The 21,127-nt window shown below is 69.1% G+C and carries 15 protein-coding genes; 7 read left to right on the top strand and 8 right to left on the bottom strand.

All coding sequences use genetic code 11. The annotated features are described in order from the left end of the window. Positions 1-25 precede the first annotated feature (25 nt). The 5 genes from FB391_RS03145 to FB391_RS03165 are packed head-to-tail and all read right to left on the bottom strand — an operon-like array spanning position 26 to position 6,689. Positions 26-994, bottom strand: a complete 969-nt coding sequence (locus FB391_RS03145; protein WP_425462930.1) for a glycoside hydrolase family 113 — start codon at positions 992-994, stop codon at positions 26-28. After that, positions 991-3,465, bottom strand: a complete 2,475-nt coding sequence (locus FB391_RS03150) for a glycoside hydrolase family 2 protein (RefSeq protein ID WP_141892822.1) — start codon at positions 3,463-3,465, stop codon at positions 991-993. Before FB391_RS03150 ends, FB391_RS03145 begins: the two co-directional genes overlap by 4 nt. Next, positions 3,462-4,364, bottom strand: coding sequence for a carbohydrate ABC transporter permease (locus FB391_RS03155; protein WP_185842914.1), 903 nt, complete (start codon positions 4,362-4,364; stop codon positions 3,462-3,464). The genes FB391_RS03150 and FB391_RS03155 overlap by 4 nt, the downstream gene beginning before the upstream one ends. Beyond that, the gene (locus FB391_RS03160; RefSeq protein ID WP_141892823.1) at positions 4,361-5,356 is read right to left on the bottom strand and encodes a carbohydrate ABC transporter permease; all 996 of its coding nucleotides are present in this window, start codon (positions 5,354-5,356) and stop codon (positions 4,361-4,363) included. Before FB391_RS03160 ends, FB391_RS03155 begins: the two co-directional genes overlap by 4 nt. A gap of 19 nt (positions 5,357-5,375) precedes the next feature. Further along, positions 5,376-6,689 carry an ABC transporter substrate-binding protein gene (locus FB391_RS03165; protein ID WP_141892824.1) on the bottom strand — a complete coding sequence of 438 codons (1,314 nt, stop codon included), beginning with the start codon at positions 6,687-6,689 and terminating at the stop codon, positions 5,376-5,378. A 290-nt stretch (positions 6,690-6,979) separates the two neighbouring features. Here FB391_RS03165 and FB391_RS03170 point away from each other — a divergent pair, with 290 nt between their 5' ends. Together FB391_RS03170 and FB391_RS03175 are read left to right on the top strand one after the other, a co-directional pair. After that, the gene (locus tag FB391_RS03170) at positions 6,980-8,002 is read left to right on the top strand and encodes a LacI family DNA-binding transcriptional regulator (RefSeq protein ID WP_141892825.1); all 1,023 of its coding nucleotides are present in this window, start codon (positions 6,980-6,982) and stop codon (positions 8,000-8,002) included. Further along, positions 7,999-10,134: an alpha-galactosidase gene (locus FB391_RS03175; RefSeq protein WP_141892826.1), complete on the top strand. Its 2,136-nt coding sequence runs from the start codon at positions 7,999-8,001 to the stop codon at positions 10,132-10,134. Before FB391_RS03170 ends, FB391_RS03175 begins: the two co-directional genes overlap by 4 nt. A 69-nt stretch (positions 10,135-10,203) precedes the next feature. Here the strand turns inward: FB391_RS03175 and FB391_RS03180 are convergent, their stop codons facing one another. Together FB391_RS03180 and FB391_RS03185 are read right to left on the bottom strand one after the other, a co-directional pair. Then, positions 10,204-11,172, bottom strand: a complete 969-nt coding sequence (locus FB391_RS03180) for an acetylxylan esterase (protein WP_141892827.1) — start codon at positions 11,170-11,172, stop codon at positions 10,204-10,206. Between the two features lie 161 nt (positions 11,173-11,333). After that, positions 11,334-11,786, bottom strand: coding sequence for a GNAT family N-acetyltransferase (locus FB391_RS03185; protein WP_141892828.1), 453 nt, complete (start codon positions 11,784-11,786; stop codon positions 11,334-11,336). 158 nt (positions 11,787-11,944) lie between these two features. On the opposite strand from FB391_RS03185, the gene FB391_RS03190 reads away from it, so the two are divergent. Further along, complete coding sequence (locus tag FB391_RS03190) at positions 11,945-14,173, top strand: NADP-dependent isocitrate dehydrogenase (RefSeq protein WP_141892829.1); 2,229 nt, start codon at positions 11,945-11,947, stop codon at positions 14,171-14,173. Positions 14,174-14,254: 81 nt separating this feature from the next. On the opposite strand, the gene FB391_RS03195 is transcribed toward FB391_RS03190, so the two are convergent. Then, complete coding sequence (locus tag FB391_RS03195) at positions 14,255-16,297, bottom strand: L,D-transpeptidase family protein (protein WP_141892830.1); 2,043 nt, start codon at positions 16,295-16,297, stop codon at positions 14,255-14,257. A gap of 221 nt (positions 16,298-16,518) precedes the next feature. Here FB391_RS03195 and FB391_RS03200 point away from each other — a divergent pair, with 221 nt between their 5' ends. The 4 genes from FB391_RS03200 to FB391_RS03215 all read left to right on the top strand — a co-directional run bounded on the left by FB391_RS03200 (position 16,519) and on the right by FB391_RS03215 (position 21,123). After that, positions 16,519-17,721 carry an ROK family transcriptional regulator gene (locus tag FB391_RS03200; protein WP_246093333.1) on the top strand — a complete coding sequence of 401 codons (1,203 nt, stop codon included), beginning with the start codon at positions 16,519-16,521 and terminating at the stop codon, positions 17,719-17,721. A gap of 112 nt (positions 17,722-17,833) precedes the next feature. Continuing rightward, positions 17,834-19,174: an extracellular solute-binding protein gene (locus FB391_RS03205; protein ID WP_246093334.1), complete on the top strand. Its 1,341-nt coding sequence runs from the start codon at positions 17,834-17,836 to the stop codon at positions 19,172-19,174. Between the two features lie 78 nt (positions 19,175-19,252). After that, the gene (locus tag FB391_RS03210) at positions 19,253-20,209 is read left to right on the top strand and encodes a carbohydrate ABC transporter permease (RefSeq protein WP_141892832.1); all 957 of its coding nucleotides are present in this window, start codon (positions 19,253-19,255) and stop codon (positions 20,207-20,209) included. Continuing rightward, the gene (locus FB391_RS03215) at positions 20,209-21,123 is read left to right on the top strand and encodes a carbohydrate ABC transporter permease (RefSeq protein WP_141892833.1); all 915 of its coding nucleotides are present in this window, start codon (positions 20,209-20,211) and stop codon (positions 21,121-21,123) included. The genes FB391_RS03210 and FB391_RS03215 overlap by 1 nt, the downstream gene beginning before the upstream one ends. The last annotated feature ends 4 nt before the right edge of the window (positions 21,124-21,127 follow it).

Genomic DNA, 21,127 nt, shown 5'->3' on the forward strand with positions numbered 1-21,127 from the left:
GAGTCGATTGTGGCCGAGACGGTGCTCACCGCACACCGCCCGTCCGCTGCCGGTAGGCGTCCCGCAGGAACGCCCCGGCCGGCTTGCCGTAGGGGCAGTAGTCGCTGTTCACGGCGGCGTCGGCGGCGGAGTACAACCGGGCCGGCCAGTCCCACAGCATGAGCCCGAGCATCCACGACCGCTCGTCGCACGCCGAGAACATGGTCTCGTAGTACCGGAGCTGCTCAGCGCCCGAGGGCCCGCCGGGCAGGGCCCAGTCGTTCGGTCGTGCCGGGGAGCCCTCGCGGGACGGGCATCCCGCCTCCATGAAGAAGAACGGCTTGCCCGAGGCCTCGACCACCCGCTCGATGCGGTCGAGCTGCTCCTGCCACGCATCGATCGGGTAGTAGCCGCTCGAGGTGATGACGTCGACGGCATCCCACCACGTGAGGCGGTCCTCCTGGTACTTGTCGCAGTTGTACGTCACCACGCCGTCGTACACGGCGCGGACGTCGGCGATCAGGGCGCGCCACTCGTCCTCTCGGGCGTCGGCGCGTACCATCTCGCATCCGATGCAGAGCATCTCGCAGCCCTCGGCCGCGGCGATCCGCGCCGCATGCAGGATGAACTCGCGGTACGACGCGAACCACTCGCCCCAGTTCGGCTCGCCCGGGACGTCCTGGTCGAAGAACCCGATGTGGGCGCGCCACGTGCCGTCCGCGACGTTGACGACGGGCTTCAGGCACACCTTCAGCCCCAGCCCCTTCGCCTCGCGGATCGCCCACACGATCTCGTCGTCGGTGACGGTCGGCGCGTCACCGAACCGGACCTGGGTCGACTGCGCCGTGTCCTGCAGCGCCGAGTACGCGAGTGCCGTCCAGTTCACGCCGTGATCTGCCATGAGCCGCATCGACTCGGCGGCATCCTCGGTGGCCCAGGTTCCGCGCACGCCGGTCCACCCCCAGGTCATTCCGGCCACGTAGGGCTCGAGCGCCTGGGGGAGCGGCGCGGTCACGGGGTGACCAGTTCGTTGGCGGTGCGCAGCACCCGCGGATCCGAGAGAGTGGATGCCGCCAGCGCCGGCCCCTCGTGCCGCACGAGCAACGTCGTGCTCTCGCCGGGGAGCAGCGTCAGCAGCGCATCCGAGGCGACAGCGTCCGGGTCGACCTTGTCGACGAGCAGCGTCAGATCGCGCACAAGGCTCCGGGCCGTCACGGTGACGCGCGTGCCGCCCTCGGCGGCCTCGGCGGCCACCTCGACGTCCGCCGCGCCGAGCGACGAGTCCCGCGGCTCCGCGAAGAACCAGAAACCGCGCACCTCGTCGACCGCGGCCACGATCAGCTCGCCGGCGGCGTCCGCGGCCTCGGCGACGTCGGCGGGCAGCGCGACGGTCGTCGTCTCGCGCGGCTCCAGCGACACCGCGGTCGCGAACCGGCCGTGCTCCTCGCCGTCGAACCCGAGCCGGCGCACCACGAGCTCGCCCGACCACGCGGCGGCGGTGTCGTTCGAGACGACGGCCGCCAGTCCGCCCTCGCGCGGCTGGATCGTCACGACCCGCGGCGCGAAGGCGTTCTTGAGGCCGTAGAACAGGGGCTTCGGCCGCTCGTCGCCGTCGATCGCCGCCCACGAGGTCACCGGCCAGCAGTCGTTGAGCTGCCACACGATGGCGCCCTGCGTGTGCGGAGCCCAGGAGCGGAAGTGGTCGAGCGCGGTGCGCACGGCGATCGCCTGGTTGAGCTGCATCGCCCAGTGCCAGTCCTCCATGGCCTCCGGCAGGCGGAAGTGCGGCAGCAGCCCGTTGGTCAGCTTGACGTTCCCCTCGCCGGCCTTCTGGTGCACGATCATGCCGGGCGACTCCGGGGTGAGCGGGTCGTCGCCGATCGATCGGGTGAGGGTGGACCATGTGGGCGGGCCCTGCCAGCCGAACTCGGCCACGAACCGCGGCGTGTGCGTGCGGTAGGTGGTCCAGTCCAGCCGGTTCCACTGCTCCCACAGGTGCACGCTGCCGTGCTGCTCGTCATTGGGGTGCGGCCCGGTCTGCTGCCGGCCGTCCCAGCCGAGGCCGGGGCTGAAGGGGCTTCCGGGTGCGTAGGGCACGTGCGGCGCGAGTTCGTCGACCAGCGACGGGAAGAGCTCGTAGTAGTAGTACGCGCCCCAGGTCTTGCCGTCCAGGCGCAGCTTCCAGCCCCAGTCCTCGTAGCCCCAGAGGTTCTCGTTGTTGCCGGTCAGCAGCACGAGCGAGGCGTGATGGGCGAGCCGCGTGATGTTCTCGCGCGCCTCCGCCTCGACCTCCGAGCGCAGCGGGTCCTCCTCGGCGTAGGCGGCGCACGCGAACAGGAAGTCCTGCCACACCAGCAGCCCGAGCTCGTCGGCCAGCTCGTAGAAGTCGTCGGACTCGTACAGCCCGCCGCCCCAGACACGGATGAGGTTGAGGTTGGCATCGAGGGCCTGCCCGAACCGCCGGCGGACGCGGTCGCGCGTGACGCGCACCGTGAGCGCGTCGTCGGGGATCCAGTTGACGCCCTTCACGAAGATCGGCTGATCGTTCACGACGAGCGTGAACGGTGTGCCCGCCTCGTCCGGGGTCATGTCCCACCGGACGTCGCGGAAGCCGACTCGGCGCGTGGTGCGGTCGAGCACGGATCCGTCGGATGCCGCGAGCTCCACCTCGACGTCGTACCGCGGCTGCGCGCCGTATCCGGCCGGCCACCACCGCTCGACCTCGTCGAGGTCGACGGCGAGACGGGCGCGATCGCCCGACGTGATGACCGTGGATGCCTCGACCCCGGCGGCGCGGATCGTCAGGGTGACGGCATCCGCTCCCGCCCGCTCGAGCGCGACGTCGACCGTGACGGTGCCCCCGTCGCCCGAGGGCGTCGCGACCACGCGCGTCTCGGCGAGGCGCGCGACCGACCAGGACTCCAGGCCCACGGGCTTCACGATGCCGCTGGTGTAGGTCGCGATGCCCCAGTCCCAGCCGTAGCTGCACGCCGACTTGCGGATGGCGTCGTTCGGGAGGGCGTACGCGCGCGGCCGCACTCCCAGGGCGACGCTCTGCTCGTTGGCGTACTTGATCGGCGATCGGAATGCGACGACGAGCTCGTTCTCGCCCTCGATCAGCAGATCGCGGACGTCGAATCGGTACGAGCGGTGCTGGTTGGCCGTCGCACCGATCTCGCGACCGTTGAGGCGGATCGTCGTCACGGTGTCGAGACCCTCGAAGACGAGGTCCGTGCGGTCGGCGGCATCCCGGGTCCACTCGAACGTCGTCGAGTACGTCCAGTCGACGAGGCCGATCCAGGCCAGCGCCGACTCGTTGTCGTCGAGGAACGGATCGGGGATGCGTCCCGCCGCGAGCAGATCGGTGTGCACGCAGCCGGGGACGGTCGCCGCGACATCGGCGCCGAAGCCCTCCGGCGCGGGTCCGGCGGATGCGCGCAGCGACCAGCCGGAGTCGAGGGGGTGGAAGGTGAGGGGAGTGGTCACTTGACGGCTCCAGAGGTCAGGCCCTTGTAGATCCAGCGCTGCAGCAGCAGGAAGGCGATGAGGGTCGGGATGATGACGAGGACGGTGCCTGCCGAGATGACTTCCCACTGTGCGCCGAACGGTCCCTTGAACCGGAACAGCGACGTGGAGATGAGTCCCTCGGACGGCAGATAGAGGAATGGTGCGTAGAACTCGTTGTACACCGCGATGCCCTTGATGATGACGACCGTCGCGATGGCGGGCTTGAGGAGGGGCAGGATGATCCGCCAGTAGATCGTCCAGCGGTTCGCGCCGTCGATCATCGCGGCCTCGTCGAGCGAGACCGGGATCGACTGCATGAACTGGATGAACAGATAGATCGCGATGATGTCGGTGCCCATGAAGAGCAGGATCAGCGCGGCCTTGGTGTCGTACAGGCCGAGGCCGTTGATCAGCTGGAACGTCGCGACCTGGCTCGTCACGCTCGGGATGAGCGTCGCGACGAGAAACAGCCCGAACACGAGCTTCTTGCCGCGGAACGCGAAGCGGTCCAGGGCGTACGCGGCCATCGTGCCGATGAAGATGGTGCCGGCGAGTGAGACCACGAGGACGATCGCCGTGTTGACGAAGCCCTCGAGCATCTTGCCGCTCGTGAACGCCGTGACGAAGTTGTCGAAGTTCAGCCAGTTGGACGGCGGATCGAAGGGTCCCGTCTGCGCGTACTCGGGAGCGGTCTTGAGGCTCGCGAACAGCAGCACCGACAGCGGCAGCAGCGTCACGACCGACGCGATGATGAGGCTGAGGTACTTCGCGGTCGTCGCGCTCACCCCGCGCAGTCTCTGCAGCGGCGTGCGGCCGCGCGCCGGTCGGGGCGGCGTGGTCCGCAGCGGCATCGTGCGGAGCGGTTCGGTCGTGGTCATGTCAGGTCGACCTTCTCGTCGGGGAACACCTTGCGCTGGATCCAGGTGACGACGAGCACGATGACGAGCAGCACCACCGCCATCGCCGACGCGAGTCCCACCTGCCGGAAGGTGAACGCGGTCTGCAGGGTCTGGATCACGAACGTCGCCGAGCCGTTGGCGCCGCCGGTCATGATGAACGGGATCTCGAAGACGCTCAGGCTGCCCGAGATCGCGAGGATGAACGACAGTCCGACGACGCGCCGGATGCCGGGGAAGATGATCGCCCAGAACTGCTGCCAGCGGCTGGCCCCGTCGAGGTCGGCGGCCTCGTACAGCTCGTGGGGGATCGACTGGATCGCTCCGAGGAACAGCACGAAGTTCATGCCCGTGTAGCGCCAGACGGAGGTGCCCGCGAGCGACCAGTTCACGACGTCGGGGTTGCCCAGCCACTGCGGCGGGTCGGACATCCCGAACCAGCCGAGAACCGTGTCGAGGGTGCCGCCCGGCTGGAAGAGGTAGAGGAAGACGAAGCCGATCGCGACGCCGTTGATGAGGTAGGGGAAGAACAGGATCCCGCGGAAGAGGTTCGAGAACCTCGTCGAGAAGCTGAGGATCGTCGCGAAGTACAGGGCGATCGCCATCTGCGCGAACGACGCGAAGAAGTAGTACAGGCTGACGAAGAACACCGAGAAGATGCGCGGGTCGGTGAACACCTCGACGTAGTTGTCGAGGCCCACGAAGTTCTTCTGCAGGTCGATGCCGTCCCAGTCGGTGACGCTGAAGTAGAACAGGTTCAGCGCCGGCCAGTAGGTGAACAGCAGCAGCAGGCCCACGGCGGCGGCGAGGAAGAACCACGGGGTGAGGTGCTTCAGTACGCCGCGGCCGGCGGGTCCGCCGCGGCGGCCGCGGCGGCCGGCTCGCCGGGTGATCCCGACGAGCCGGCCCCGGGCCGGGGCGGAGAGGGCGGCAGGGGCATCCGCCGGAGCCGCACCTGGAGTCGCGATGGCCATGTCTCTGTCGCCCCCTTCGTCAGTTCTCGAGCTTCTCGACCGAGGCGCCCCAGCGCTCGTTCAGCTCGGCGAAGTAGCTCTCCTTGTCGCCGTCGGCCGCGCCGCGGGCGATGTCGACGAGCTTCTGACGGTAGATCGGGCCGTACAGGTCGATCTTCGAGTCGTCCGCGACGTTGTTGATGAGGCCCTCCTTGCCGGCGGGGGCGGGGTTGATCTCCATGAGTTCGACGCCCGCGTCCTCGAAGCCCTTCAGGTTGTCGGGGAGGGGCTTGTCGATGACCGGCGAGATCATGCCCTGCGCCTCGGTGTAGCCGGAGTCCTCCACGACCCACTGGATCCAGGCCCACGCAGCGGCCTTCGCCTTGGAGTGCTTGCTGACCGCGAGGTTGTAGTCGCCGCCGATGACCGCGTACTGCGTGCCGTCGACGTTCGCGGGGAACGCCATGTAGCCGATGTCGTCGGCCGACGCGCCGTTGTCGTCCGCGGCCGCCTGCATCTGCGAGATGGCCCAGGAGCCCAGCGTCATCGCGGCGATCTTGCCGGTGCCGAGGTCGACCTTCGACTGCTCCCAGTTGGTGGTCAGCGGGTCGTCCTCGGTGAGGCCGGCGGCGACGCTGTCGTACAGCAGCGAATCGATCGCGTAGACGTCGCTGCCCTCCGTCCACGGCGCCGGGTCCTCGGCCATGGTGATGGGCGCGTCCGCGTCCTTGGTGACCACACCGAGGTTGCCGAAGCTCTGCGTCAGCGGCCAGCCGTCCTTGTAGTTGGTGTACAGCGGGATGGCATCGGTGTTGTCCTTGACCTTCTGGAGCGCCTCCAGCCACTCGTCCTCGGTGGTCGGCAGCTCGGTGACGCCGGCCTCTTCGAAGACCTTCTTGTTGTAGACGACGCCGTTGGCGTTGCCGCCCCACGCGATGCCGTACTGGGTGCCGTCGTAGCTCGCGGCCGGGAGGAACCGGTAGGTGTCCTCGAAATCGGACGTCTTGCCCAGCGGCTCCAGGAACTGCTCGTACTGCTCCGGCTTGATCGCCGGGATGCCGATCACGTCGCCGTAGTTGCTCGTCGACATCCGGGTGAGCATCTCGCCCGCGTAGTCCGTGATGCCCTCGAACGTGACCTTGACGTCCGGGTACTTCTTGTTGAACTCCTCGGCGTACTTGTCGAAGGTGCCGTCCTCGACGAGGTCGGTCCGCCACGTGATGACCTTGATGTCGCCCTTGATGTCGCCGTCGATGGTGTTGCCCGCGTCGTCGGAGCCGCTGCCCGCGCAGCCGCTCATCGCGACCGCGGCGGTCGCCAGCACCGCGAGGGACGCGATTGCCTTCTTCGCCATGTGATTCTCCTTGTCAGGTTCGCCCTTGAACTGCCGGTGCGGATCATCGCACCGTCGCGTGGTTCGTCGCGCCGTCAGAGTAGAGCGCTTCGAAGCGGTTCCGCAAGTCCCCGATGTCAGCGCTGTCTTGTCCTGTCCGATCCAGACCCGGCTGCTAAAAAGATGGGTTGACCTGGGTAAAAGCTGTCATTTACAACGCCCCCGCCAAGACAATGTCCGCGCAATGTCCTACGTAGACATTTGGCCACCACGCCTGCTAGCGTGAACTCCGCCCGGCAAGGAGGCCACCCATGAACGTTCAGCAGCGCGCCACCCTCGAGGACGTGGCCCGGCTCGCCGGGGTGAGCTCGAAGACGGTGTCGCGCGTGTTCACGCACCGCGATCTGGTCGCACCCGAGACGGTCGAGCGCGTGCTCACAGCGGCCAAGCGGCTGCGATTCCGCCCCAATCCGCTCGCGCGGAATCTGCGTCGCGGCGGCCCGACCGACACGATCGGGTTCATCATGGGCGAGCTGAACAACCCGTTCTACTACAAGCTCGCCGCCGGCATCGAGCGCGAGCTCTCGGCGCACGGGTTCTCGCTCGTCGTGGCGACCACGGACGACACCCCCGAGGGCGAGGAGCGGGTCGCCGACGCGCTGCTCGGCCAGCGCCTCGGCGCGCTGCTGCTGATCCCCGTCGCCGAGGATCAGTCGTACCTCGAAGGGGAGCGGCACCTCGGCACGCCGATCATCGCGATCGACCGGCCCGCGCGCAATCTCGTCGCCGACTCGATCGTGCTCGAGAACCACCGCGGTGTGTTCGAGGCGACCACGCGGCTGCTCGAACGCGGGCACCGCCGCATCGGCTACATCTGCAACCCGGCGTCGGTCTACACGCAGGCCGAGCGGCTGCGCGGGTATCGCGATGCGCTGGCCGCCTACGGCATCGCGGATTCCTCCCGCTGGGAACGCCTCGCCGATGATCTGACGCGCCCCGCCGACGGCCTGATCGCCGACCTGCTCGACCGGGCCGACGCCCCGACGGCGATCATCACCGGCAACAACCGCGTCACCGTCGGAGCCTTGCGCGTGCTGCGGGACCGCGACGATGACAGCACCGCGCTCATCGGGTTCGACGACTTCGACACCGCCGACGTGCTGGGCGTGTCCGTCGTGTCGTACGACCCGCTCGCGCTCGGCAAGGCGGCGGCCACCCTCGCCATCGAGCGGATGCAGGACCCGGCCGGCTTCACGCGCCAGCTCGAGATGCCCACCTGGATCGTCGAGCGCGGCACCGGCGAACGACCCCCTGCAGAGAGGACCACCGCATGACCTCCGGCTTCGTCCACCTTGAGCGCGAAGGCGTCGGCGTCGTCATCGACGCACGCGGGTCCGGCCTGCCCTGCGTGCTGCACTGGGGCGCCGCGACGGGCCCGCTGGCCGACGCCGATGCCATCGCACTGGCGCAGGCGGTGAGCCGGCAGACGCCGCCGGGCACGCTCGACGCGGCCTGGCAGGTGTCGCTCTCGCCGCAGGAGGCCGACGGCTGGACCGGTCGTCCCGGCATGCAGCTGCGCGCGGCGGGCATCGTGCACCACCCTCGGTGGCTGCTCGACGAGGTCGAGTCCACCGGCGATCGGGCCGTCTTCCGGGCCCGCGACGAGGCATCCGGACTGCTGCTGACGATCGAACTGGCGATCGAGGCGGGCGGCGTCGTGTGGGTGCGCCACGTGCTGCGCCACGACGGCGAAGCGGATGCCGCACCCATCGACGTCGACTGGCTCGAGGCTTCGATGCCGGTGCCGACGACGACCGACACGCTGCTCACCTTCGACGGGCGATGGACCCGCGAGAAGCGGCCGGTGGTCACCCCGGTGCCCGCCGGAGCGACGGTCCGCCAATCTCGTCGCGGCCGGCCCGGACACGACAGCCCCGTGGCCGCGATCGCGGGGATCGGCGTGCCCCGCTGGGGCGCCGGTGAGCTGTGGGGCGTGCATCTGGCCTGGTCGAGCGACCTCACGACCCGCGTCGACCGGGTCACCGACGCCGTGACGCTGATCGGTGCGGGGGAGCTGCTGCGGCCCGGCGAGATCCGCCTGGCGCCCGGGGACGAGTACGCGGCACCGCGCGCCGCCTTCGTGCACACCGCCGCCGGACTGGACGGCTTCGCCGACCGCGTGCACACCTGGCTGCGCGCGCGGCCGCAGCACCCGGCATCCCCTCGCCCTCTTGTGCTGAACACGTGGGAGGCCGTCTACTTCGACCACGACCCGGCGCGCCTCGCGACGCTCGCCGAGCGGGCGGCAGAGGTGGGGATCGAGCGCTTCGTGCTCGACGACGGGTGGTTCCAAGGACGCCGGGACGACACCACGAGCCTCGGCGACTGGATCGTCGACCGCACCGTCTGGCCGGACGGCCTCGGCCCGCTGGCGGCGCAGGTGCACGACCTCGGCATGCAGTTCGGCCTGTGGTTCGAGCCCGAGATGGTGAGCCTCGACTCCGAGGTCGCCCGCGCCCACCCCGACTGGCTGCTGCACGATCCCGCACACCTCGATCACGACGCGGGGCTGTCGTGGCGCGGCCAGTACGTCATGGACCTCGCGAATCCGGATGCCTACGCGCACGTGCTCGGGCAGATCGACGCGCTCGTAGGCGGACTCGGCATCGACTTCATCAAGTGGGACCACAATCGCGACCTCGTCGAGAGCATGCACGCCGGCCGCCCCGGGGGTCACGCGCAGATGGCGGCGGTCTACGCACTGTTGGCCGAGCTCAAGCACCGGCATCCCGCGCTCGAGATCGAGTCGTGCTCCAGCGGAGGAGCCCGCACCGATCTCGGGATCCTCGAGGTCGCCGACCGGGTATGGGCGAGCGACTCGAACGACCCCGTCGAGCGCCAGGACATCCAGCGCTGGACCGGTCTGCTGCTTCCGCCCGAGCTCGTCGGCGCACACGTGGGCCCCACGACCTCCCACTCGTCGGGGCGCACGACCGACCTGTCGTACCGGATGGCGACTAGCCTCATGGGATCGGCGGGCTTCGAGTGGGACATCATGTCGTGCGACGACGACGAGACGCGCACCATCGCCCGGTTCGCCGCGCTGTACAAGGAGCTGCGTCCGCTCGTCCACACCGGACGCGTCGTGCACCCGGAGCTGCGCGACCCCGCGTGGCGCGTCACCGGCTATGTCGCCGACGACGGGGCTGTCTTCGTGGTGGCGACGGTGGCGAGCCTCGAGGATGCCCGTGCCGAGCGGCTGCGCCTGCCCGGGCTCGACCGTGACAGGCGCTACCGCGTCCGCGTGCGCGACGAGATCGGCGCGGCCAGATACGGCTGGATCGCTCCTGAGTGGTTCACCGCCGGCGGGCTCGACCTGCCCGGCGCCCTGCTCGCCGACGTCGGCCTGCAGCTGCCGACCCTGTGGCCCGTGCAGGCCTTCGTGCTGCACGTCGAGGCCGTGTAGCCCTCGCGGAAACCGCGAAAGGATGCATTTCCGCCGAGGAAACGTGTCCTTTCGCGAATTCGGGTGGGGTCAGACGAGGGCCGAGAGGAAGCGGGCCTGCTTCGGGAACTGGAAGGCCTGGCCGCCCTCGTGGCCGTTGTGCGTGTACACCTCGATGTGCTTGTTCGAGGAGGGTTGCCGGTTGAACGCGGCGTACACCGTGGAGGGCGGGCAGATCGTGTCCATGAGGGCGACCGAGTACAGGGCGGCGGCATCCGCGCGCTTGGCCATGTTCACGCCGTCGAAGTACGACAGCGTCTCGAACACGCGGTCGTCGAGCCCGCGGTGCACCGACAGGTAGCGCACGACCTCCTGGTAGGGGTCGTCGCCCGTCAGGCCGACGGCCCGCTCGAAGTGGCAGAGGAACGGCACATCGGGCATGACGGCGACGAGCCCGTCCGACAGGCCCGCGGCGGCGATCGCGATGCCGCCGCCCTGGCTCGCCCCGCACACCGCGACCCGGTTTGCGTCTACCTGGCGGAGCGTCCGCACCGCGTCGATCGCGCGCACCGCGTCGGTGAACACGCGGCGGTAGTAGTAATCGGCCGGGTGCTCGATCCCGCGCGTCATGAAGCCGGACGACGAGGGGCCCGTGCCGTGCGGGTCGGGGGTGTCGCCGCCGGATCCCCACATCGACCCCTGACCGCGCGTGTCCATGAGCAGGTGCGCGTAGCCGGATGCCGCCCAGCCGAGGCGCTCGCCGGCGAGGCCGCGCCCGCCGCCGTATCCCTGGTACTCGACCACGGCTGGAAGGGGGCCCTCCGTGCCGGCGGGCAGCGTCAGCCATGCCTTCACGGGATCGCCCTGGAACCCGGGGAACGTCACGTCGAACACGTCGAGCGCGGTGAACGGGGTGTCGGCGCGCACGACGTCGGGTGCGGCATCCCATCGACGCGACTCGGTGAGCGTCGTCGCCCAGAAGTCGTCGAAATCGGAGGGTTCGCGGACGTCGGGCGCGTAGGCCTCGAGCTCCGCGGGGGAAAGGTCGAATCTCGGCACGCGCCTACCCTAGCGCGTGCGCGGAAGCGCTTCGAAAGCGCTTCGTGAGAAGGCGACGAGGCCTCGATGGGGGAGGGGTATTCGAGGCCCCGCCGCCGGTCTCAGGAGCGCCGGCTTGGCGCTGATCGTCCGTTCCCCAGGTCGGACGCGGGTCCGCCGGATCAGAGCCTGATCTCGGCGATGACTTCACCGTACTCGGTCTCACCGACCGGAGTGAAGCCCACACGCTCGAAGAATGCCTGCGGACCGCCTTCGCCCGCCTCGTAGATGACGTTGACGTGGTCCATCCCGCGGTTGCGCGCCTCTTCGATGAGGCCCTCCACGGCGAACCGGCCGATGCCCTTGCCTTGGTCGTCGGCGTCGACGTTGATGCGCCACAGCACCGAGCGGAAGTGCTCCTGCGGGTCTTCGAGATCGAAGTTGCCGCTGATGAAGGCGACCACCTGCTCGCCGTCGAGGACGACGCGCTGCCACGTGGTCTGGGGGTTCACGACCGTTGCCGCGATGCCGTAGCTGACCGGCGACAGGAACTCCTCCTGGCCGGGCTTGAGCGACATATTGTTGACCGCCACGATGGTCGAGGCGGACAGTTCCACGAGTCGCAGATCACCCATGCGCCCCAGGCTAGCCCGGATGGCGGCATCCGGCACTTCGGATTTCATCCGGAAACACAATGTTCACGCGCCGAGATATCTTGACGTCGAGATATCTCCCCAGGTGCTTGCGATAGGCTGTGCGCGACCCGTCCGATGCACCGACAGGACCCATTCAGGTGACCGACTCCACCATCATCTACACCTACACCGATGAGGCTCCCGCCCTCGCCACCGCGTCTTTCCTCCCGATCGTCCAGGCCGTCGCCGGCCAGGCCGGGGTCGAGATCGAGACGCGCGACATCTCGCTGGCCGGCCGCATCCTCGCCGCCTTCCCGCAGAACCTCACGCCCGAGCAGCAGGTGGGCGACGCGCTCGCCGAGCTCGGCGGCCTGGCCACGCTGCCCGAGGCCAACATCATCAAGCTGCCGAACATCTCGGCGTCGATTCCGCAGCTGAAGGCCGCGATCGCGGAGCTGCAGTCGCAGGGCTACGACATCCCGGACTACCCGGACGAGGCTGAGACCCTCGAGCAGAAGGACGTGCGCGCGCGTTACGACCGCATCAAGGGCTCCGCCGTCAACCCGGTGCTGCGCGAGGGCAACAGCGACCGCCGCGCGCCGCTGTCGGTGAAGAGCTACGCGCGCAAGCACCCGCACCGCAACAAGGCGTTCGCCGAGGGTTCGAAGACCCGTGTCGCGACTCTCGGCCACGACGACTTCAAGTCGAACGAGAAGTCGACCGTCATCGCCTCGGACGATGTGCTCACCATCCAGCACGTCGGCGCCGACGGCACCGTGACGGCCCTCAAGACCGGCCTCAAGGTGCTCCCGGGCGAGATCGTCGACGCGACGTTCCTGTCGGCCGCCGCCCTGGACGCCTTCCTGGCAGAGACCCTCGCGACGGCGAAGGCCGAGGACCTCCTCTACTCCGTGCACCTCAAGGCCACGATGATGAAGGTCAGCGACCCGATCATCTTCGGGCACGTCGTGAAGGCGTACTACGCCGACGTGTTCGACACCTACGGCGACAAGATCGCCGAGGCGGGCCTCACCCCCAACGACGGCCTGGGTGCGATCCTCGCCGGTCTCGCGAGCGTCGACGGCGGCGACCGGATCGCCGCCGCGATCGCCGCGGCCACCGACTCGCCCCGCCTGTCGTACGTCAACTCCGACAAGGGCATCACCAACCTGCACGTGCCGTCCGACGTCATCGTCGACGCCTCGATGCCGGCCCTCATCCGCAACGGCGGCAAGCTGTGGGGCGCCGACGGCGGCGAGGACGACACGCTGGCCGTCATCCCCGACTCGTCGTACGCGGGCGTCTACCAGACCGTGATCGACGACGTGATCGCGCACGGTCCGCTCGACCCCGCCACGATCGGCACCGTCCCGAACGTCGGCCTCATGGCCCAGGCGGCCGAAGAGTACGGCAGCCACGACAAGACGTTCGAGATCGCCGCGGCAGGCACCGTCCAGGTCATCAACCAGGCCGGCGACGTGCTGATCGAGCACGCCGTGCAGCCGGGCGACGTGTGGCGCGCGACGCAGACCAAGGACGTCGCGGTCCGCGACTGGGTGAAGCTGGCCGTCACGCGCGCCCGCGCCACCGGCGCTCCGGCCGTGTTCTGGCTCGACGAGAGCCGCTCGCACGACGCGGCGCTCATCGCGAAGGTCAAGACGTACCTGGCCGAGCACGACACCGAGGGGCTCACGATCGAGATCCTCGCTCCGGCAGCGGCGACCCAGTACTCCCTGGACCGTCTGCGCAAGGGCGAGGACACCATCTCGGTCACCGGCAACGTGCTGCGCGACTACCTCACCGACCTGTTCCCCATCCTCGAGGTCGGCACGAGCGCCAAGATGCTCTCGATCGTCCCCCTCCTCGCGGGTGGCGGGCTGTTCGAGACGGGCGCCGGCGGCTCGGCTCCGAAGCACGTTCAGCAGCTCCTGGCCGAGGACTACCTGCGCTGGGACTCGCTGGGCGAGTTCTTCGCACTCGCGGCCTCGTTCGAGCACTACGCGGACTTCACGGGCAACGCCAAGGCCAAGATCCTCGCCGACACCCTGGATGCGGCCACCGGCACGTTCCTCGAGAACGACAAGTCGCCCGGCCGCGCGCTCGGCACGATCGACAACCGCGGCAGCCACTTCTACCTGGCCCTCTACTGGGCGCAGGAGCTCGCGAAGCAGACGGACGACGCCGCGTTGGCGGCGGCCTTCGCGCCGGTCGCTGAGACCCTCGCCGCGAACGAGGAGCAGATCGTGGACGAGCTCGTCGCCGTCCAGGGGTCACCGGTCGAGATCGGCGGCTACTACCGCCCCGACGCCGAGCTCGTGTCTGGCGTCATGCGCCCGTCCGCCACGTTCAACGCGGTGATCGACGGCTTGGTCGCTCCGCAGAGCTGAGCGACCAAGGGCGCGGTTGCAGAACGACGAGAAGAGTGGATGCCTCGACGCGAGGCATCCACTCTTCTCTTGTCTGTGATGTCAGTTCTGGACGGTGACCTCGGTGCCCATGGGCGCCCACTGGTACAGGAACTCGGCGACGCCGACGGGCAGATTGACGCAGCCGTGGCTCATCCGGTTGCCGAAGTTGTTGTGCCAGTACGCACCGTGCAGCGCCTGGTCGCCGTTGAAGTACATGACCCACGGGACGTTCTTCGTGTAGTAGTACGGCGCCTTCGTGAGGTCGGGGTTGCCCATGTTCTGTGAGCGCAGCTTGGCCGTGATGCGATAGCTGCCGGTGTGCGTGTCGTGGCCGGGGAGGCCGGACGACATGCGCGTCGAACTGACGACGACGCCGTTCTCGTAGAAGTACGCGGCCTGGTCGCTGAGATCGACGACGATGTTGCGGGCCAGCGTGGTCGTGCTGACCGGCACCTCGTCGACGGGCAGCTTGTAGACGGGGTCGCCCGTGCCCAGCTGTGCGGCGAACGCGGCAGCGATCCCCGCCGTGGCGCCGAGCTGACGACCGGACTGTCCGGCGGCGATCGTCTGGAGCACCTTTCCGGCGCGGTCCGTGATCTCGACGGCGTTCTCAGGTGCGCGGTCGACGGCGGCCGCCAGCGTGTCCACGACCGGCTGGATGGCAGCCGGATCCGCGGTGATCGTGAACGCGCCGTCCTTCGGGGTGACGGTGAGCCAGGATGCCGCCACCGCGCGGTCCACCGGCACGGTGCGCTCGTCGCCGACGTAGAAGCCGACGTTCGAGATCATGCCGTTGAGCGTGGTCGCGGTGTCGGTCGCGGTCTCGGTGGAGATCGCGGCGGGGACCTCGGCGATGACCGGGTCGAGTTCCACCCGCGTCTTGCCCGCCTCGAACGCCGCCTGGAGTGCCTGCTGCACCGTGGCGACGTCGACCCCGGTGCCGGGGACGGCGGGCGCCGCGACGTAGGCGGTCGACGCGCCGTCGTAGGCGATGGTCGCGTCGACGGGTTCGGTGAAGAGCTCGGGGGCCGCTTCGCGCAGCGCGGCGATCGCGGTGGTCGGGTCGAGCTCGATCTCGGCACCGGTCTCGGCGAACCATGCCGTCGGGTTCCACATGGGGTGCTCTGCGAAGGCTGCGTCGGCGAGAGCCTTCGCGTCGACCGAGGCGCCCAGCTCGGCACCGGTCACTTCGGCGTCGCCGCCGTCGCCGGTGAGGACCACCGTGGTACCCGCGAGCTGCCGTTCGATCGCGTCGGCGGCCGCCCCGGGCGTCATCCAGCCGACCGGCACACCGGCGACCGTCGTGCCGGGGGCGATCAGCAGCAGCGACGTCACGACGAGGCCGACGGCGGCGACACCCGCGCCGATGCTCAGCCACAGTCCGGTGCGCTTCTTCTTCGGCTTCGGCTCTGCCCACGCGTAGACGGCGCCGTCGGTGCCGGCAGGCGGCGCCGCAGCGGCATCGGCCGTCGCGGGTGCGGCGGGGAGGACGGTGGTCGCGTCGGCGGTGTCGGGAGCGTCTGGAGCGTCCGTCGTGGGGGCCAGGACGGCTGTCACGACAGCGACGGTCGCGGCGTCGGCGGGTTCGACGGTGTCTTCGGGCTCGACGGTGTCTTCGGGCTCGACGGTGTCGGCGGTCACGACCGCCTCGTCAGCGGCGTGTGCCTCGACCGCGTCGTCTGTGTCGACGGCTTCATCGGACGCTTCGCCGTCCGGAGCCGCATCCATCTCGTCGGCAGGCTCGACGGCGTCCTCGGCGGCAGGCTCGGAGGCGTCCTCGACGGCAGGCTCGGAGGCGTCCTCGACGGCAGCCTCGCCGTCCTCGGTGGTGTCTGCGACCGCCGGCTCACTGTCGTCGGCGGGTTCCGCCGCGTCCTCGGCCTCGGTCTCTCCGGTGTCCTCGGAATCCTCGACCGGCTCGGACTCGTCGGAGGCGTCATCCGCCTCGTCGTCGGCAGAGTCGTCGGCGGAGTCGTCGGCCTCGCGGTCGGCGGGGGAGCCCTCGAGCTCCGCGTCCGTCGCGTCGTCGACCGTCTCTTCGACCTCGACGTCGTCGCCTGCGGACGCCTTGTCGGCTTGCGGCTGAGTCGCCAGATCCGTCACGCCTTCACCCCCCGAATGTGATCCACGCTTCCGACAATGGTAAGCGACGCCCGCGCGCGCGTGGGTCACGTCCTGATCACGCACGAATCGCCGGTCACGCCGTGAAAGCCGGGAGCCTGCGGCGGTGCGGCACCGGACCGCGCATCACAGTTTTGTAAAGCATCCGGCCAAAACGGTCGGAGGACTTGCGAAAAGTTTGTTCGTAAGGTCTACTAACAAACATGCCAACTTCGGAAGCGCGACGCGGCTCTTCCATTATCGACACGCCGCAGAGTCCCACCGCGAATGCCCGCGCATTCGCCCCCGGTCGCACCCTGCGACAGGGGGCCAAGGTCCTGCCCGAGCACGCCCGCGGCCACAACCGCTCGCTCGTGCTGCAGACGCTGTTCCACCAGGGGGCGATGAGTCGCGCCGATCTGTCGCGAGAGACGGGTCTGACGCGCGTCACGATCTCGGATCTCGTCGCCGAGCTGATCGCCGACGGGTTCGTCGCCGAGATCGGCGTGCGCGAGGCATCCGGTCCTGGGAAGCCGGCCATCCTCGTCGACCTCGATCACGCGGGCCACCGGATCGTCGGGCTCGACCTGTCGGGCAGCGACACGTTCATCGGCGCCGTGCTCACGCTCGACGGCAGCATCGTGGCGCGCCGCGAAGTGCCGCTCCCCGCGGACGCGGACGTCGTCTCGACGGTGATCGAGCTCGCGCGCGCCCTCGTCGCGGAAGCGCACGCGCCGGTCCTCGGCGTGGGCGTCGGCACGCCCGGTGTGATCGACGACCGCGGCGTCATCCTCACGGCCCCCAACTTCGGCTGGGCAGGATTCGACCTCGAGGGCGCGCTGCGGAGCGCTCTCGGGCTCCCCGTGCTCGTCGCCAACGATGCCAACGCCGCCGTCCTCGCCGAGTACACGTTCGGCGGTGCGCCCGACGACGTGCTGCTCGTCAAGGTCGGGCGAGGCGTGGGCTCGGGCCTGCTGCTGGCGGGCCAGCCGATGCGCGGCAGCCGCTTCGCCGCGGGTGAGATCGGCCACGTCACCGTCGGCACCGACGGCGGCCCCCAGTGCGCCTGCGGGAAGGTGGGATGCCTCGAGGCCTGGCTGTCCGTGCCCTCGCTCACCTCACGCCTGGCCGAGGCATCCGATCCCGACGCCCACGAGGGCATCCTGCGCGACGCGGGGGAGCGGCTGGGCATCGCCCTCGCACCCGTGGTCGGCACCCTCGATGTCTCGGAGATCGTACTCTCAGGCCCTGCTGATCTTCTCGGCGGTCCCCTTGCGGATCAGGCCGTCGAAGCCCTCCGCGCGCGCACGCTCGCGCCGTCACACGACGACGAAGGCGTGCGGGTGCGGATGACGGAGCAAGGCCAGGACATCGTCCTGCGCGGCGCGGCCGTCATGGTCCTGTCCGGACAACTGGGGGTGTCCTAGACCTCGGCCTAGACACCGCAATCACTCCGGCGGCTTCCCCCCGAACCGCCGGATCCCCCTGGATGGGCCACCCGGCCCACCCGAACACCAAGAGAACATGAAGGAACACACCATGAAGAAGACGCTTGGAGCCGTGGCGCTCATCGGCGCCTCGGCACTGGTGCTCGCCGGCTGCGCCGGCAGCGGCAACGCGGGCGGCGGTTCGGCCGACGACGCTTCCGGGTTCGACCCCGAAGGCGCCAAGGGCCAGAACATCACGTTCTGGGTCATGGGTGGCGACACCCCGGACGAGCTGCGCCAGTACCTGAAGGACGAGTACAAGGCGGCCACCGGCGGCACGCTGACCATCGAGCAGCAGGACTGGACCGACGCGGTCACCAAGCTCGCGAACCAGCTCCCCGACGCCAACAACACCCCCGACGTCACCGAGATCGGCAACACCTGGTCGCCGACCTTCACGACGGCGGGCTCGTTCAGCGACCTGAGCGGCATCTACGACGAGCTCGGCGGCGACGACCTGCTGCAGTCGTTCGTGGACGTGGGCACGGTCGACGGCAAGCAGTACGCGCTGCCGTACTACTTCGGCTCGCGCTACATCACGTACCGCAAGGACATCTGGGACGCCGCGGGCCTCGAGGTGCCCAAGACGCTCGAGGAGTTCAACGAGGACGTCAAGACGCTCCGCACCGACAGCCAGTCGGGCTTCTACATCGGCGGCGAGGACTGGCGCAACGGCGTCTCGTGGATCTTCGCGAACGGCGGCGATCTGGCCAAGAAGGACGGCGACAAGTGGGTCTCGACCCTCAGCGACGCCAAGACGATCACGGGCCTCGAGCAGTTCCAGGACCTGTTCCAGAACGCCTCGAACGCTCCGGCCACCGAGGACGACAGCACCCCGTGGGTCAACATCAACAACGACAAGAACGGCAACCCGCCGACCGCCGCCACGATCATCGCACCCGGCTGGGCGCACTGGTCGATCGGTGACTTCGTCGAGGAGAAGACCGGCGACGACGGCAAGGTGACCGAGGTCCGCGAATGGAACGACGACACGTTCGGCGTCTTCCCGCTGCCCGGCACCACCGCGGGCGAGGCCGCTCCGGTCTTCGCCGGCGGCTCGAACATCGGCATCTCGGCCAAGAGCAAGAACCAGGCCGGCGCCAAGGAGCTGCTGCGCATCATCTTCTCGGACGAGTACCAGCAGATGCTCGGCAAGAACGGCCTCGGCCCGGCGAACACGCAGTTCGTCGACTCGCTGGGTGACGACATCTTCGCCTCGGCTCTCATCGAGTCGGCGCTGAACTCGAAGCTCACCCCGGCCGCGCCGGGCTGGGCCGCCGTCGAGGGTCAGAAGATCCTCGAGGAGTTCTTCGGCAAGGTGGCCGCCGGTGGCGACATCGAGGCGCTGGCCAAGGAGTACGACGAGAAGATCGACGCCATCATCAACGGCTGAGACCCTTCTTGACCTGCCGGGGTCGCGGGCAGCGCCCGCGACCCCGGTCCCCTGCGAGACCCCCCGAAGGAGGCGGGCATGGCTGTTCCTGCCCCCACCACCATTGAGCACGACCAGCGTGCCGACGAGTCCGTCGGCACCCGTCGCCGCTCGCCCGTTCCCTACCTCCTGCTGATCCCCGCGATCGCCATCCTGCTGTTCGGCATGGGCTATCCCGTCGTGTGGCAGGTCATCACGTCTTTCCAGAAGTACGGCGCCCTGCAGCAGCTCGGCGGCAAGGCCCCCGACTTCGTCGGACTCGACAACTACATCGCGGTCGCGACGAGCCCCACGTTCTGGGAAGTGGCGCTGCGCTCGGTGATCTTCTGCATCGTCACCGCGTTCATCACCGTCGTCATCGGCATGGCGCTGGCGCTGCTCATGACCCGCGTCTTCGGGTGGGTGCGCATCACGCTGCAGATCGCCCTGCTGCTGGCCTGGGCGATGCCCGTCGTCGCCGCCATGACGGTGTGGATCTGGCTGTTCGACCGCCGACGCGGCGTCGTCAACTACCTGCTCGACCTCATCCCCGGCGTCGACATGAACCAGTACAACTGGATCGGCGGCGACCCGTTCGTCTTCTTCCTGGTCGCGTCGATCATCGTCACGTGGATGTCCGTGCCCTTCGTGGCCTTCTCGGCCTACGCCGGTCTCACGCAGGTCTCGACCGAGATGGTCGAGGCGAGCCAGCTCGACGGCGCGACCGGCTGGCAGCGGATGCGCTACATCGTGCTGCCGATCATCCGTCCGGTGATCATGATCGTCCTGCTGCTGAACCTCATCTGGGACCTGCGCGTCTTCACGCAGATCACGATGCTGCAGGATGCCGGTTCCAAGACCACCAGCTACGACCTGCTCGGCACCTACATCTACAAGATGGGCGTCGCGGGCCTGAACTTCGGCCAGGGCGCCGCGATGGCGATCTTCGTGCTCGCGCTGACGATCGTGCTCAGCTGGTTCTACATCCGCAGTCTCCTGAAGGAGGACCAGGCCTGATGTCCGCCTCTGCACAGCTCGCGCCGACGCCCACCCGCGCGCCGCGTTCGTCCCAGCCGGCCGCGCCGGCCGCCAAGCGCCGCCCCCGTGGCCGCGGAGCCAAGTGGGGGTGGAGCATCCTCGCGATCGTGCTGGCCTTCATCTGGGTGTTCCCGGTCTACTGGATGGTCAACTCGTCGATGCTCTCGTCGGCGACGCTCGAGTCGTTCACCCCGACCTTCCTGCCCCTCGGCGGCAACTTCGACAACTTCGGGGCGGTCATCAACGACAGGTTCTTCAGCGCGCTGGGCATCAGCCTCGCGGTGACGATCATCGCGGTGTTCTGCTGTCTTCTGTTCGCGTTCCTCGCCTCGGTGGCGATCAGCCGCTTCCGCTTCCGCGGGCGCACGACGTTCGTCCTCGCGATCCTCATCGTGCAGATGCTGCCGGCCGAGGGCCTGTTCATCGCGCAGTACAAGATGATGAGCGAGCTCGGTCTGCTGTCGAACGTGCTGGGTCTGAGCCTTCTGTACATCGCCGCGGTCGTGCCCTTCACCGTGTGGATGCTGCGCGGCTTCGTCGCCGGTGTCCCGGCCGAACTGGAGGAGGCCGCGATGGTCGACGGGCTCAGCCGCACCCAGGCTTTCATGCGGATCACGCTGCCGCTGCTGGCGCCGGGGCTCGTGGCATCCGGTGTCTTCGCGTTCCTGCAGTGCTGGAACGAGTTCACCGTCGCCCTGGTGATCATGAACGCCGAGAACCAGACCCTGCCGCTGTGGCTGCGCGGGTTCGTGCAGCAGAGCACCAGCCGGGCGATCGACTGGGGCGAGGTGATGGCCGCATCGACCATCGTGGCGATCCCCGTCATTATCTTCTTCGTGATCGTCCAGGGCCGCATGACCAGCGGTCTCGTCGCGGGCGCGGTCAAGGGCTGATGGG

Source organism: Microbacterium kyungheense, assembly GCF_006783905.1.
GTDB lineage: Bacteria > Actinomycetota > Actinomycetes > Actinomycetales > Microbacteriaceae > Microbacterium > Microbacterium kyungheense.

Coding starts and splice junctions, on each gene's coding strand:
- FB391_RS03215 (WP_141892833.1), top strand. CDS start 20,209: ATGTCCGCCTCTGCACAGCTCGCGCCGACGCCCACCCGCGCGCCGCGT.
- FB391_RS03205 (WP_246093334.1), top strand. CDS start 17,834: ATGAAGAAGACGCTTGGAGCCGTGGCGCTCATCGGCGCCTCGGCACTG.
- FB391_RS03175 (WP_141892826.1), top strand. CDS start 7,999: ATGACCTCCGGCTTCGTCCACCTTGAGCGCGAAGGCGTCGGCGTCGTC.
- FB391_RS03155 (WP_185842914.1), bottom strand. CDS start 4,364: ATGACCACGACCGAACCGCTCCGCACGATGCCGCTGCGGACCACGCCG.
- FB391_RS03170 (WP_141892825.1), top strand. CDS start 6,980: ATGAACGTTCAGCAGCGCGCCACCCTCGAGGACGTGGCCCGGCTCGCC.
- FB391_RS03210 (WP_141892832.1), top strand. CDS start 19,253: ATGGCTGTTCCTGCCCCCACCACCATTGAGCACGACCAGCGTGCCGAC.
- FB391_RS03200 (WP_246093333.1), top strand. CDS start 16,519: ATGCCAACTTCGGAAGCGCGACGCGGCTCTTCCATTATCGACACGCCG.
- FB391_RS03185 (WP_141892828.1), bottom strand. CDS start 11,786: ATGGGTGATCTGCGACTCGTGGAACTGTCCGCCTCGACCATCGTGGCG.
- FB391_RS03165 (WP_141892824.1), bottom strand. CDS start 6,689: ATGGCGAAGAAGGCAATCGCGTCCCTCGCGGTGCTGGCGACCGCCGCG.
- FB391_RS03160 (WP_141892823.1), bottom strand. CDS start 5,356: ATGGCCATCGCGACTCCAGGTGCGGCTCCGGCGGATGCCCCTGCCGCC.